12 protein-coding genes are annotated in these 12,899 nt (G+C 66.7%); 2 read left to right on the top strand and 10 right to left on the bottom strand.

Annotated features, from left to right (window positions below; translation table 11 throughout):
- Positions 1–121: 121 nt before the first annotated feature.
- Positions 122–523 carry a GlcG/HbpS family heme-binding protein gene (locus AC07VX_RS20620; protein ID WP_493166202.1) on the bottom strand — a complete coding sequence of 134 codons (402 nt, stop codon included), beginning with the start codon at positions 521–523 and terminating at the stop codon, positions 122–124.
- A 91-nt stretch (positions 524–614) separates the two neighbouring features.
- Here AC07VX_RS20620 and AC07VX_RS20615 point away from each other — a divergent pair, with 91 nt between their 5' ends.
- Positions 615–1,307, top strand: a complete 693-nt coding sequence (locus AC07VX_RS20615) for a Bax inhibitor-1/YccA family protein (protein ID WP_493166203.1) — start codon at positions 615–617, stop codon at positions 1,305–1,307.
- Positions 1,308–1,429: 122 nt separating this feature from the next.
- Here AC07VX_RS20615 and AC07VX_RS20610 read toward each other — a convergent pair whose 3' ends face one another.
- A complete protein-coding gene (locus tag AC07VX_RS20610; RefSeq protein ID WP_493166204.1) occupies positions 1,430–2,941 on the bottom strand; it encodes a glycoside hydrolase family 5 protein in 1,512 nt (503 codons plus the stop codon).
- 128 nt (positions 2,942–3,069) lie between these two features.
- Positions 3,070–4,194 (bottom strand): PA0069 family radical SAM protein, encoded by a 1,125-nt coding sequence (locus AC07VX_RS20605; protein WP_493166205.1) that lies wholly within the window; start codon positions 4,192–4,194, stop codon positions 3,070–3,072.
- 150 nt (positions 4,195–4,344) lie between these two features.
- Between AC07VX_RS20605 and trxC the strand changes: the two genes are divergently transcribed.
- Complete coding sequence (gene trxC / locus AC07VX_RS20600; RefSeq protein ID WP_493166206.1) at positions 4,345–4,767, top strand: thioredoxin TrxC; 423 nt, start codon at positions 4,345–4,347, stop codon at positions 4,765–4,767.
- A gap of 37 nt (positions 4,768–4,804) precedes the next feature.
- On the opposite strand, the gene dnaB is transcribed toward trxC, so the two are convergent.
- The 7 genes from dnaB to ppsA all read right to left on the bottom strand — a co-directional run bounded on the left by dnaB (position 4,805) and on the right by ppsA (position 12,591).
- Positions 4,805–6,229, bottom strand: coding sequence for a replicative DNA helicase (gene dnaB / locus AC07VX_RS20595; RefSeq protein WP_493166207.1), 1,425 nt, complete (start codon positions 6,227–6,229; stop codon positions 4,805–4,807).
- A 167-nt stretch (positions 6,230–6,396) separates the two neighbouring features.
- Complete coding sequence (gene rplI, locus AC07VX_RS20590; RefSeq protein WP_493166208.1) at positions 6,397–6,849, bottom strand: 50S ribosomal protein L9; 453 nt, start codon at positions 6,847–6,849, stop codon at positions 6,397–6,399.
- A gap of 12 nt (positions 6,850–6,861) precedes the next feature.
- Complete coding sequence (rpsR, locus tag AC07VX_RS20585) at positions 6,862–7,152, bottom strand: 30S ribosomal protein S18 (protein ID WP_415656944.1); 291 nt, start codon at positions 7,150–7,152, stop codon at positions 6,862–6,864.
- 28 nt (positions 7,153–7,180) lie between these two features.
- On the bottom strand, positions 7,181–7,492 hold the full coding sequence (priB, locus tag AC07VX_RS20580) for a primosomal replication protein N (RefSeq protein ID WP_493166209.1): 312 nt from the start codon (positions 7,490–7,492) through the stop codon (positions 7,181–7,183).
- 50 nt (positions 7,493–7,542) lie between these two features.
- Positions 7,543–7,905 carry a 30S ribosomal protein S6 gene (gene rpsF, locus AC07VX_RS20575; RefSeq protein ID WP_088481805.1) on the bottom strand — a complete coding sequence of 121 codons (363 nt, stop codon included), beginning with the start codon at positions 7,903–7,905 and terminating at the stop codon, positions 7,543–7,545.
- Positions 7,906–8,049: 144 nt separating this feature from the next.
- Positions 8,050–10,116, bottom strand: coding sequence for a sodium:solute symporter family protein (locus AC07VX_RS20570; protein WP_493166210.1), 2,067 nt, complete (start codon positions 10,114–10,116; stop codon positions 8,050–8,052).
- A 66-nt stretch (positions 10,117–10,182) separates the two neighbouring features.
- On the bottom strand, positions 10,183–12,591 hold the full coding sequence (ppsA, locus tag AC07VX_RS20565) for a phosphoenolpyruvate synthase (RefSeq protein WP_493166211.1): 2,409 nt from the start codon (positions 12,589–12,591) through the stop codon (positions 10,183–10,185).
- Positions 12,592–12,899 lie beyond the last annotated feature (308 nt).

Genomic DNA, 12,899 nt, shown 5'->3' with positions numbered 1-12,899 from the left:
GGACGGGTCAACTTGTAGAAACCGAGGGGTTTTGGCGCCGGGCAGCGTAGGGTTCAGGTAAACCCATCGAGTATAGCCGACTGGGGTTAGTACGGAGGCTTCGTGACCGGCCCGTGACGCCTCAAAGTGCCGCGATGCCGGCCTTGGCAATCTCCGCGTCCTCGACGGACTTGACGCCGCTGACACCCACGGCGCCGACGACCTGTCCATCCACAACGATCGGCACTCCACCTTCCAGCATGCCGTGCATGCCGGGCACGCTGAGGAAGGACTGGCGCCCTCCGTTGATCATGTCCTCGTAGACCTTGGATTCACGCCGGCCGAGAGCTGAGGTGTGGGCCTTGGCGGGCGCGAACAGGGCCGAGCTGGGCGAGGCGCCATCCAGACGCTGCAGCCACAGCAGGTGGCCGCCGGCATCGACGATGGCAATGGACACCGCCCACCCCTTGCCGAGGGCATGGGCCTCGGCGGCGGCGGCGATGCGCTTGACGTCGGAGAGTTCGAGTTGAGCTTGCTGTTTCATGGTCTTGATTTCCTGATGACAGGCCTCAATGTACCGGCCCGATGCCGCCCTAGAATCCCTGCGGTTTTCTTTTCTCTCTTGGAGGATCGTCATGAACGAAAGCCTGCAAACCCAGTACGGCTATGCCGGCGTGGGCCTTGCCGCCGACCGCCAGCGCGTGCTGCGCAACACCTACTGGCTGCTGGCCCTGTCCCTGGTGCCGACGGTGCTGGGCGCCTGGATTGGCGTCTCGACCGGCGTCTTCCGCATGATGAGCCCGGGGATGAGCGCCCTGGTGTTCTTCGTCGGCGCCTTCGGCCTTATGTTCGTCATCGAGAAGACCAAGGACAGCGCCACCGGCGTCGCCGCGCTGCTCGGATTCACCTTCTTCATGGGCCTGATGCTGTCGCGCCTGGTGGGCTATGTGCTGGGCTTCAAGAACGGCACCTCGCTGGTCATGACCGCCTTTGGCGGCACGGCAGCGGTGTTCTTCACAATGGCCAGCCTCGCCACCATCATCAAGCGCGACCTGTCCTCGATGGGCAAGTTCCTGGTGGTGGGCGCCGTGATCCTGATGGTGGCCGGCATCGCCAACATCTTCCTGCAGTCGTCGGCGCTGATGCTGACCATGCTGGTGATGTCGCTGGGCATCTTCTCGGCCTTCATGCTGTACGACATCAAGCGCGTCGTGGACGGCGGCGAGACCAACTACATCACGGCCACGCTGGCCATCTACCTGGACATCTACAACGTGTTCCAGAGCCTGCTGTCGCTGTTGGGCATCTTCGGCGGCGATCGCGACTAATTGATCCGCCCCCCCGGGAGGCGCTTTGCGCCTCCCCCTCAAGGGGACGCCGCCAGTGGCCCGGCAAAGCCGGCTCCACTGCGGCAGCTCGATGAAGGAGCCTGCTGTCGCGGCTCCTTTTTTTATTTGCCGCTCGGCGTGTAGTTGCGCAGCACAAAGGGCGCGCTGACCCAGATGGGCTGGCCCACCTGGCCCACATGGGCCGACAGCATCACCGTGCCGGCGGCCTGGTTGTCCTGGGCCGTGCCGTTGAGCACCACGGGCTCGAGCTTGCTCGTCAACGTCGCCACGCCGGACAGCAGGGCCGTGTAGGGCGCGCCATTCAGCTGCAGCGCCACCGGCACGCTGACCTTGGCCCTGGCATCGTCCGTGTCCAGCCGCATCCACACCAGCACCTGCAGCTTGTCGCCCTTGCGGATGTCGGCCGTGATGGGCGCGATGACGCCGTTGTCCCAGGGGTTGGCGCGCCTGCCCTGCAGGTCTACGCGCAGGCAGGTCTTGCCCGAGGCCTCGCAGGGCACCTGCTGGGTGGACTGGCCTTCGCCGTAGACCGACCAGGCGCTGACCTTGGGCGAGTTGATCAGGTGGTCCAGCGCCGGGTCGCTGCTGCGCGCAACGGGCTGAGCCGCGCCGGGAACAGGCACGAGAGCACTCAGGATGGGCCTCACCCAGCCGTCCGCCTTCATGTCCCAGACGACGAAGTCCGAGTCGAACTGCCAGTAGCTCCAGCCGAAGCCCCTCGCCTCCGCCGCGCGGGCGACGGCCGCCGTCCAGGCCACGCGCTGCGCCATGCCCGCTGTCTCCAGCGCGCCGAATTCACCCAGCAGGATGGGCCGGCCGGTGCGCTGCGACCAGGCCTTCACCCGGTCGAAGTCCTGCTTTAGCTTGTCCAGCTCCGGCGGCACACCCCAGGTCACGCCTGAGAGCTTCTGGAACTGCGGAGTCCACGACGCCCCCTGGTGCGTGAACTCCATCGGCGTGTAGTAGTGGAAGGTCACGATGAGGTTGCGGTCGGCCTCGGGCAGTTGCAGGCTGTCGAGCTGGTCCAGCGAGTTCCAGAACTTGGGGCCGACAACGACGCGGCGCCTGGGGTTGGTCTCGCGGATGATGGCCAGGTTCTCGGCCAGCATGTCGTTCCAGACCGCGTCGGCAGCCCCGTTGGGCTCATTCAGGATCTCGAACAGCACGGCATCGGGCGCGTCCCTGAAGCGTGGCGCCACCTGGCGCCAGAAGGCCTTGAGCCGCGCTCGGCACTTCTCGATCTCCTTGGCGCAGTCGTTGAAGTTGTGCTGGTCCACGATGACCTGCAGGCCGGCATTCAGCGCCGCCGCCGTCACTTCGTCCAGCGTCTTCAGCCAGGTCACCGACAGGCGCCCCTCGGCATCCATGTGCTCGAAGGCATGCAGGTTCAGACGCACATGGTCGAAACCGCCGTCACGGATGGCCTGCATGTGGCGCAGTTGGAAGCGCGCCTTGGCCGGCTCGCTCCAGAGCGGGTCATAGCCCAGCACGTTGACACCGCGTTTGAGCGCCTGCTGCGGCAGAGCCGCCGTTTGCGCCAGCGCGGCAGAGGCCAGCCCCAGGATCAGGCAGATGACGCCCAGCGCGCGGGGCAAGGGATTTCGAATGGACATGGCCGACCTCTTGTATCCGGATTCTTCAGATAAACAAACTAAACAAACTTGTTTATCTATTTTGTCCACCCACCGGGAATCGACACCCCGTACTTACGCGGAGGCACGCGCGGCCCAGGAGGCCATCGCTAAAACAGATCGCCCTGCGCCGAAAGCTTGCGCGGTGGCTTGAAGAGCGCCAACTGCACCGGCCGCCGCTCCGTGCGCAGCCCCAGCTTGGCGGCCGCGCGGCGCAGTCGCGCGCGCAGCAGGTCGGCCCAGATGCCCTCGCCGGTGAAGCGGGTGCCGAAGCGCGCATCGTTGTCCTTGCCGCCACGCATGTCGCGGATGCGGGCCATCACGCGCTCGGCGCGGTCGGGAAAGTGGCGGGCAAGCCAGTCCTGGAACAGCGGGTTCACCTCCCAGGGCAGGCGCACGGGGATGCTGAAGGCGCTGCTGGCGCCAGCCTGGGCAGCGACAGCGAGGATGCGCTCCAGCTCGGGCTCGTTGATGAAAGGAATGATGGGCGACACGCTGACACCCACCGGCACGCCCGCTTCGGCCAGCGCCTGAATCGTGCGCAGCCGCCGGGCCGGCGCCGCCGCGCGTGGCTCCATGATGCGGGAGAGTTCGTTGTCCAGCGTCGTCACCGACAGATAGACCGACACCAGGCCCTGAGCCGCCATCGGCGCGATCAGGTCCAGCTCACGCTCGATGCCCGAGGACTTGGTGACGACGGAAAAGGGGTGGCCGCACTCTGCGAGCACCTCGACGACACGCCGCGTGATGCCGAGCCTGCGCTCGACGGGCTGGTAAGCATCGGTGGCGGTGCCCAGCACCAGCGAACGTGGCTCATACCTCGCACCGGCCAGCGTCTCGCGCAGCCGTTCGGCCGCGTTCACCTTGGCGACGATGCGGGTCTCGAAATCCAGGCCGGGCGACAGGTTCAGATAGCTGTGCGTCGGCCGGGCGAAGCAGTAGATGCAGCCGTGTTCGCAGCCCCGGTAGGGGTTGATCGAGTAGTCGAAGCTGATGTCCGGCGACTGGTTGCGCGTGACGATCTTCTTCGCCGGCTCCTCAATGATCTGCGTGGCAGGCGGCAGATGCTCCTGGGCGGCGTCCTGATCCAGCGATCCCCAGCCGTCGTCGTACTGCTCCCGCTGCCGTTGCTCGAAGCGATGGGGCATGGCCGTGGCACTGCCGCGGCCCTTGATGGAGTCGAGCGGAACAAGGGCCGGCTGGGCCGGGGCAACGCGAGTGGGGGCGGGCGACATACTGTAAATATATACAGTATTCATCATCTCGCCAGCGCCAAGTCCAGGCGACGCGAACAGATTTGCACCCGCGCAGGCCAAGCCCCTCTTGAGGCCGATGTCATCCACACCACATGCAAGGCCAACACCAACAGCAACCCGGAGATTGGCATGCTGCTCGTTTGCCCCAGCTGCGGAACCCGCAATCGCGTTCCCGATGAGAGACTGGCTGACAACCCGGTCTGCGGCCATTGCGGCCAGGCCGTGGCGCCACACCAGCCCATGCCGCTGGGCGACGCCGAACTCCTGCCTTACCTGCAAGGCACGGAGGCGCCCGTTCTCGTTGACTTCTGGGCCGCGTGGTGCGGTCCCTGCCGGGCCTATGCCCCGCAGTTCGAACAACTCGCCGCCGCGAGGCCCGACCTGCGCTTCATCAAGGTGGACAGCGATGCCGCGCCACGCGCCAGCGCGAGCCTACAGATCCGCAGCATCCCGACCACACTGCTGTTCCTGAACGGCCGCGAAGTGGGGCGCCAGAGCGGTGCCATGTCGGCGGCACAGCTCAACAGCTGGGTAGACCAGGCCCTGCGCTGAAGTCGGTCCCGCCGACCCTCACGCGAGGGTCGACAGGCTAGTACTCGTCGCGCTCCACGCCGACATATCCAGGCGCTAGGTTCTCGAACTTGGTGTGCATGCGCTGGAAGGCCAGCTTCACCGTGCCGACCGGGCCGTTACGCTGCTTGGCGATGATGATCTCGGCCACGCCCGGCTCCTTGCACTCGTCCTTGGTGTAGTACTCGTCGCGGTAGATGAACATGATGATGTCCGCGTCCTGCTCGATGGCGCCGGACTCGCGCAGGTCCGACATCATGGGGCGCTTGTCGGGGCGCTGCTCCACCGAGCGGTTCAGCTGCGACAGCGCAATGACCGGGCACTTCAGCTCCTTGGCCAGGGCCTTCAGGCCCCGTGAGATTTCGCCCAGAACCGTCGCGCGGTTTTCCTCGCTGCCGCCGCCGTTGCCGGACATCAGCTGCAGGTAGTCGATGACGATGAGGCCCAGCTGGCCGCAGATGCGCGCTTGGCGGCGCGCGCGCGCGCGCACTTCCGACGGCGACAGGCCGGGGCTCTCGTCGATAAAGATGCTGGACTTGCCGAGCTTGTCGACGGCTTCGGCCAAGCGCCCCCACTCGTCGTCCTTGAGTTGACCCGTGCGCAGATGGCTCTGGTCGATGCGGCCGATGGAGCCCACCATCCGCAGCGCCAGCTGGGCGGCACCCATTTCCATCGAGTAGATGACGACGGGCAGGCCCTCGCTGATGGCGACGTTCTCGGCGATGTTGACCGCGAACGCCGTCTTGCCCATGGAGGGGCGGGCCGCCAGCACGATGAGGTCGCCGGGCTGCAGACCGGCAGTCTGGCGGTCGAGGTCGTAGAACCCCGTGCGCACGCCGGTCACGTCCTGGGCGCCGCTCTCGGCCAGCTCGTTGACGCGGTCCATCAGCGCGATCATCAGGTGATCGATGGCCTGGAAGCCCTGTTTGCTGCGTGAGCCTTCCTCGCCGATGCGGAAGATCTTGCCCTCGGCCTCGTCGAGGATTTGCGTGACAGCGCGGCCCTGCGGGTTCATCGCGGCGGTGGCGATCTCGTCGCTGGTGGCGACCAGCTTTCTCAGGATGGCCCGCTCACGGACGATCTCGGCATAACGGCGCAGATTGGCGGCACTCGGCACGCTCTGCGCAAGCGCGTTCAGATAGGCCAGGCCGCCGCATTCCTCGGCGCGGCCCAGCGAGGTCAGTTCGTCGAAGACGGTGACGACGTCGGCCGGCTTGCCGGCGTTGATCAGCTTGCCGACCGCCGCGTAGACATGCTTGTGCTCGAAGCGGTAGAAGTCGGTCTCGGTCAACAGGTCGGCGGCCTTGTCCCAGGCCGAGTTGTCGATCAGCAGGCCGCCGAGCACGCTCTGCTCGGCTTCGACCGAGTGGGGCGGCACGCGCAGCCGCGCGACCTCGTCATCTTGCGGCGCGGCGGAGGAAGAGGCGGGAAAGATCGCGGACATGCCTGTGGATAAAGCTGTGAACGGACGGGGGGCAAACGGTGGTCAGCGCTGGAAAACACGGGCCACAAAAACCGAAGGCCGAAACCCTCGGGGGCCTCGGCCTTCGTTCGATGTTGCGACGCCCTGCGGCATCGCACATCAGGGGAAGCGAGCTTCCCTGAAGCTGATTACTCGGCTTCGGCAACCACCTGGACGCTGATCTCGACAACCACGTCCGTGTGGGCAGCGACGCTCACCGGGAACTCGCCGACGGTCTTCAGCGGGCCGTTGGGCAGACGCACCTGAGCCTTGGCGATGGGCGAACCCAGCTTGGTCAGCGCGTCAGCGATGTCGGCGTTGGTGACGGAGCCGAACAGGCGGCCGTCCACACCGGCCTTCTGGGCGATGCGCACGGTCTTGCCGGCGATGGCTTCGCCCAGCTTCTGGGCAGCAGCCAGCTTCTCGGCGGCAGCCTTTTCGAGCTCGACACGGCGAGCTTCGAATTCCTTGATCGCGGCCTCGGTGGCGCGGCGCGCCTGCTTGGTCGGGATCAGGAAGTTGCGGGCGTAGCCGTCCTTGACCTTGACGACGTCGCCGAGGTTGCCGAGGTTGGCCACTTTTTCGAGCAGGATCACTTGCATGTCGTCAGCTCCTTAGACCTTGTGCTGGTCGCTGTACGGCAGCAGGGCCAGGAAGCGCGCGCGCTTGATGGCGACCGTCAGCTGACGCTGGAAGAAGGCGCGCGTGCCGGTCAGGCGAGCGGGCGTGATCTTGCCGTTCTCGGCGACGAAATCGCGCAGCGTGTCGATGTCCTTGTAGTCGATCTGCTCGACACCGGCGACGGTGAAGCGGCAGAAACGCTTGCGACGGAACAGCAGCGACTGTTGGTTGCGCTTGGGCTTCTTGTCCTTGGAGAAGCGACCTTTACCACGGGGCGGGGGCATAGTGGACCTCTGTTAAATCTATCCGGATTCAAATAATTTCCGGGTTCTGCGAAGCAGCGGGTTCGATCACGGTCACATGGGCGATAAAGCCTCGGCCGTTGCGCTGGTGGGTCAGGAAACCGCGGAAGACCGCGACGCCACCGACTCCCAGCGCCTGCAACTGCCTGGCCACCTCTCCCACCGCGACCGCCTTGATCTCCAGGGAGACCTTGCGCGGCTTGCCGGCTTCGATGACTTCGGACTCGGCCTTGAGGCTCGCGTCCAGGGCCATCAGCCCGGCGGGGGTGTATCGGATCAGACCGAGTTGCTGGATCTGTGCCTGCAGGTGAAGCTGGTTCACGCTGTCAGCACGCTGCTCGAAAAACCTGGTTCTCTAGCGATGACCTGGGCTCAGGCCGCTTCTTGCTGCGGCGCCTTGCGGGCTTCTTCGCGCTCGACGGCCTTCATCATGACCGAAGGGGTCGTGATGGCCTTGTCCTGAACCACGGTGAGGTGGCGCAGCACGGCGTCGTTGAAGCGGAAGCCGGTCTCGAGCTCAGCCAGGACTTCCTTGCTGCACTCGATGTTCAGGCACAGGTAATGGGCCTTGGCGAGCTTCTGGATCAGGTAAGCCATCTGGCGACGGCCCCAGTCCTCGACCCGGTGCACGACACCGCCGCCGGCAGTGATCAGGCCCTTGTAACGCTCCAGCATGGCCGGAACCTGTTCGCTTTGATCCGGATGGATCAGCAGAACGATTTCGTAATGACGCATAGTTGCTCCTTGTGGATTCCAGCCCGGATAAGCCCGGACTGCGGAAGCCGTGCCACAGCGTCGACTCGTGACTCGGCAAGGGGGAACCCGTGATTCTAGCCCGGGAAGTCCGATCCGCCAAATCCCGAAGCCCGAAGAGCCGGCTCAACGCTGCAGCGGGCTGCGCAGTGCGTCGACGAAATCACGCTGGCGCGCGCCAGGCGCCGCCGTCATCAGGCTGACCAGCACCAGGGCCAGCGCCCCGGCCGGCACGCCGAACAGGCCGGCCGAGGCTGGCTGGATGCCCCAGATCAGCGACGCAGGCCCGGGCAGGCCGATCAGGGCCCTCAGCGCCGGATGGGCCACCACGAGATAGGCAAGACAGACGCCCAGCCCCGCCAACATCCCGGCCAGCGCCCCCGCGCGATTGGCACGACGCCAGAACACACCGGCCACCAGGGCCGGGAAGAAGGTCGACCCCGCGATGGAGAACGCCGCCGTGACGACGGCCAGGATGTCCGCCGGCCGGCTGGACGCCACCGCCGCCGCCGCCAGCGCCGCCGCCAGCAGCAGGGCCTTGGACAGCGTGACCCTCCGAGTGCGCGAGGCCTCGGGGTTGATGGCCTTGTAGTAGAAGTCGTGGGAGAGCGAACTGGAGATGGCCAGCAGCAGTCCGTCCGCCGTGGACAGCGCCGCCGCCAGGCCACCGGCCGCGACCATGCCGGAGATGACGTAGGGCAGGCCACCCAGCTCGGGCATGACCAGCATGACAAGGTCGGGGTGCAGGCGCAGCTCGCCCAGCTGCAGCCGGCCGTCGCCGTTCAGGTCCACCGCTGACAGCAGCGTCGGGTCGACGCGCTGCCACTGGCGTATCCAGGCCGGCAACTGCTCGAAACTGCTGCCGACCAGGTCGTTGAAGACCTCCGTCTTGACCATCACCGCCAGGGCCGGCGCCGTCAGGTAGAGCAGGCAGATGAAGACCAGCGACCACGCGACCGACTCGCGCGCCGTCGCCACCGAGGTGGTGGTGTAGTAGCGCGTCAGCAGATGCGGCAGGCCGGCCGTACCCACCATGAGACACAGGGCCAGCGCGATGAAGTTGCGCCGCGCCGTGCTGGCCTGCTCGCGCTCGGCGGGGCTGCCGTCGGGATTGCCGGCAAACGGCTGGGTGTGCGGCACCAGGCCGGAGAGCGGCTGAGCCAGCTGAGCCTCGCTGACCTGCTCGCGCCGCCAGCGCTCCTCCGCCTCGGCCGAGGTGCGCGGCAGCGCGGCACGCTGCTTCTCCGCGACCTGGATCTGGGCCAACGGCGCGTTCGCGGCCTTCAGCGCCGCCACGCTCGCAGCCGCCCTCGCCTGCTCGTCGGCCAGCGCCCTGGGCACGTCGGACAGGCGCGCCGCGGCGGCGTCCGCGCGTTGTTGGTGGATGGCGCGCACCTGCAGCTCGCCCGGGTCGCGTATCAGCTCCCGTTCGCGCTCCGCCAGCTGGTGCAGTTGCTGGCCATAGACCAGTTGGGGCAGCGGCCAGCCCGTCTGCTTGACGCTGAGCCAGATGACCGGCACCAGATAGGCCAGGATCATGATGAGGTACTGGGCCACCTGGGTCCAGGTGACGGCTCGCATGCCGCCCAGGAAGGAGCACACCAGCACGCCGCCCAGGCCGACGAAGACGCCGACCTCGAAGCCCAGGCCGGTGAGCCGCGTCGTGATCAGGCCGACGCCGTAGATCTGCGCGACCAGATACACGAAGGACACCAGGATGGCCGAGCCGGCACCGACGAGTCGCAGCGTACGGCTCTCGAAGCGTTCGGCCAGAAAGTCGGCCAGCGTGAACTGCCCGAAGCGGCGCAGATAGGGTGCGATGCACAGAGCCACCAGCACGAAGCCGCCGGTCCAGCCCAGCACGTAGGCCAGGCCCGCATAGCCGGTGGCGTACAGCGTGCCCGCCAGGCCGATGAAGCTGGCTGCACTCATCCAGTCGGCACCCGCGGCCATGCCGTTGTAGAGCGGTGGCACGCGGCGGCCGGCGACGAAGTATTCGGCCGGATCGGTCGTGCGGCACAGGATGCCGATGACGGCGTAGACCGCCACCGTCGCGCCCAGGAAGGTGTAGCCGATCCAGGCCTTGGGCAGGCCGCGCCGCTCGGCCAGGCCGAGGGCGATCACGAGCGCGATGAAGCTCAGCGCGAACAGTGCGTAGCGGCGGTGCAGATGGCGGGCAGACACAGTCGTCATCATCGGCAACAAAAAGCCCGGATTCCCCTGCGGAGAACCCGGGCTGCTCTCGTCAGTCGTGCAGACTTACTTGGCGGCCAGGCGCTGCCAGGTCTCGATGACCGTGTCGGGATTCAGCGAGATGGACACAATGCCCTCCTCGGCCAGCCAGTCGGCGAAGTCCGGGTGGTCGCTGGGGCCCTGACCGCAGATGCCGATGTACTTGCCGGTGGCGCGGCAGGCGCGGATGGCGCGCGAGATCATGGCCTTCACCGCCGGGTCGCGCTCGTCGAAATCGCCGGCCAGCTGTTCCAGGCCCGAGTCGCGGTCCAGGCCCAGCGTGAGCTGCGTCAGGTCGTTGGAGCCGATGGACATGCCGTCGAAATGCTCCAGGAACTGCTCAGCCAGGATGGCGTTGCTCGGCACCTCGCACATCATGATGAGGCGCAGGCCGTCCGTCCCTCCCGCCGCGGCGCGCTTCAGGCCGCGCTCGGCCAGCATGGTGACGACCTTCTCGGCCTGCTTCACGGTACGCACGAAGGGCACCATGATCTCGACGTTGGTCAGGCCCATGTCCTTGCGCACGCGCTTGAGCGCTTCGCACTCCATCGCGAAGGCGTCCTGGAAGTCGCCGCTGATGTAGCGCGACGCGCCGCGGAAGCCAAGCATAGGGTTCTCTTCGTCCGGCTCGTAGCGGGTGCCGCCGATAAGCTTGCGGTACTCGTTGGACTTGAAGTCCGACAGGCGCACGATGACCGGGCGTGGGAAGAAGGCGGCGGCAATCGTCGCGATGCCCTCGGCCAGCTTGTCCACGTAGAAGGCGCGCGGCGACGCGTGGCCGCGGGCCACCGACTCGACGGCCTTCTTCAGGTCGGCGTCGATGTTGGGATAGTCCAGGATGGCCTTGGGATGGACGCCGATGTTGTTGTTGATGATGAACTCGAGGCGGGCCAGTCCCACGCCGCTGGACGGCATCTGCGCGAAGTTGAAGGCCAGCTGCGGGTTGCCGACGTTCATCATGATCTTGATGGGGCAATAGGGCAGCTCGCCGCGGTGCACCTCGCTGATCTCGGTTTCCAGCAGGCCGTCGTAGATGAAGCCCGTGTCGCCCTCGGAGCAGGCCACGGTGACGAGCTGGCCGTCCTTGAGCTTCTCGGTCGCGTCACCACAGCCGACGACAGCTGGGATGCCCAGCTCGCGGGCGATGATGGCCGCGTGGCAGGTGCGGCCGCCGCGGTTGGTGACGATGGCGCTGGCGCGCTTCATGACCGGCTCCCAGTTCGGGTCGGTCATGTCGGTGACGAGCACGTCGCCCGGCTGCACGCGCTCCATCTCGGCGACGCTGTCGACCAGGCGGACCGGGCCGGTGCCGATCTTCTGGCCGATGGCGCGGCCCTCGGCCAGCACGGCGCTGTGCGCCTTGAGCTTGTAGTGGTGCTCGACCTGGCCGGCGGCCTGGCTCTTCACGGTCTCGGGGCGGGCCTGCAGGATGTAGAGCTTGCCGTCGACGCCGTCGCGGCCCCACTCGATGTCCATCGCGCGGCCGTAGTGCTGCTCGATGATGAGGGCGTACTTCGCCAGCTCCGTGACCTCGGCATCGTTCAGCGAGTAGCGGTTGCGGGCCTCGGGCGCGGTGTCGACCGTCTTGACCAGCTTGCCGCTCGCCGCCTTCTCCTCGGGCGTCGAGAACTCCATGCGGATCAGCTTGGAACCCAGGTTGCGGCGGATGATGGCCAGCTTGTTCGCCCTCAGCGCGGGCTTGTGGACATAGAACTCGTCCGGGTTCACGGCGCCCTGCACCACCGTCTCGCCCAGGCCGTAGCTGGAGGTGATGAAGACGGCGTCGGGGAAGCCGCTCTCGGTGTCGATGGTGAACATCACGCCGGCCGAGCCGAGGTCGCTGCGCACCATGCGCTGCACGCCGGCGGACAAGGCCACGTCACCGTGGGCGAAGCCCTTGTGCACGCGGTAGCTGATGGCGCGGTCGTTGTAGAGCGAGGCGAAGACCTCGCGCATCTTGTGCAGCACCTCGTCGATGCCATGCACATTGAGAAAGGTCTCCTGCTGACCCGCGAAGGACGCGTCGGGCAGGTCTTCCGCCGTGGCGGAGGAGCGCACGGCGAAGGTCGCATCCGGATTGTCGGCGGTCAGCTGGGCGTAGGACGAGCGCACGCCGGCTTCCAGTTCGGCCGGGAAGGGTTGGTTCTCGATCCAGCCGCGAATCTCGCCACCGGCCTCGGCCAGCGCGCGGACGTCGTCGGTGTTGAGCGTGGCCAAGCGCGCCGCGATGCGCGCGTCCAGCCCCTCGTGCTTGAGGAACTGCCGGAAGGCATGCGCCGTGGTGGCGAAGCCTCCGGGGACGCGCACGCCGCTGGCGGCGAGCTGCGAGATCATTTCGCCGAGGCTGGCGTTCTTGCCGCCAACGACCTCGACGTCGGTCATCCTCAGGTTCTCAAACGGTACGACCAGGGCGGTCGCCTCGAACAGGGTGGACATGAAAAAACTCCGGGAGGTTGAAAAACCGGTGTCGTCGCGTCGCCCACGCCCGGTGCCGAGCCAAGGGGCTCAAGGCAGGCGCAGCTCCACCCATTTCTGGATTCTTCTCGGAGGATGGGGCTGCGCATGGGGCTGAACGCGAGGAATTGCGGTGGATTCTAGGCTCTGGGTTTCACCCGATAACAGCGCGTGGATGTGCAATAAGTCCCGCCGGGCATCCATGCCCCCTTTTCCGGGTGTCGTGAAAACGTTGTCAATCGGCTGACCCAAGTCAAGTCGCCGGGCCGTCCGCCTGTGCACAATGCTGG

It is taken from the genome of Roseateles sp. GW821-FHT03B02, assembly GCF_059421025.1.
Note: the sequence above shows the minus strand (reverse complement) of the source record. Positions and strands in the feature narration are given on the sequence as shown.

Coding starts and splice junctions, on each gene's coding strand:
- AC07VX_RS20570 (WP_493166210.1), bottom strand. CDS start 10,116: ATGACGACTGTGTCTGCCCGCCATCTGCACCGCCGCTACGCACTGTTC.
- rplI (WP_493166208.1), bottom strand. CDS start 6,849: ATGCAAGTGATCCTGCTCGAAAAAGTGGCCAACCTCGGCAACCTCGGC.
- rpsR (WP_415656944.1), bottom strand. CDS start 7,152: ATGCCCCCGCCCCGTGGTAAAGGTCGCTTCTCCAAGGACAAGAAGCCC.
- trxC (WP_493166206.1), top strand. CDS start 4,345: ATGCTGCTCGTTTGCCCCAGCTGCGGAACCCGCAATCGCGTTCCCGAT.
- AC07VX_RS20615 (WP_493166203.1), top strand. CDS start 615: ATGAACGAAAGCCTGCAAACCCAGTACGGCTATGCCGGCGTGGGCCTT.
- rpsF (WP_088481805.1), bottom strand. CDS start 7,905: ATGCGTCATTACGAAATCGTTCTGCTGATCCATCCGGATCAAAGCGAA.
- ppsA (WP_493166211.1), bottom strand. CDS start 12,591: ATGTCCACCCTGTTCGAGGCGACCGCCCTGGTCGTACCGTTTGAGAAC.
- AC07VX_RS20605 (WP_493166205.1), bottom strand. CDS start 4,194: ATGTCGCCCGCCCCCACTCGCGTTGCCCCGGCCCAGCCGGCCCTTGTT.
- dnaB (WP_493166207.1), bottom strand. CDS start 6,229: ATGTCCGCGATCTTTCCCGCCTCTTCCTCCGCCGCGCCGCAAGATGAC.
- AC07VX_RS20620 (WP_493166202.1), bottom strand. CDS start 523: ATGAAACAGCAAGCTCAACTCGAACTCTCCGACGTCAAGCGCATCGCC.
- AC07VX_RS20610 (WP_493166204.1), bottom strand. CDS start 2,941: ATGTCCATTCGAAATCCCTTGCCCCGCGCGCTGGGCGTCATCTGCCTG.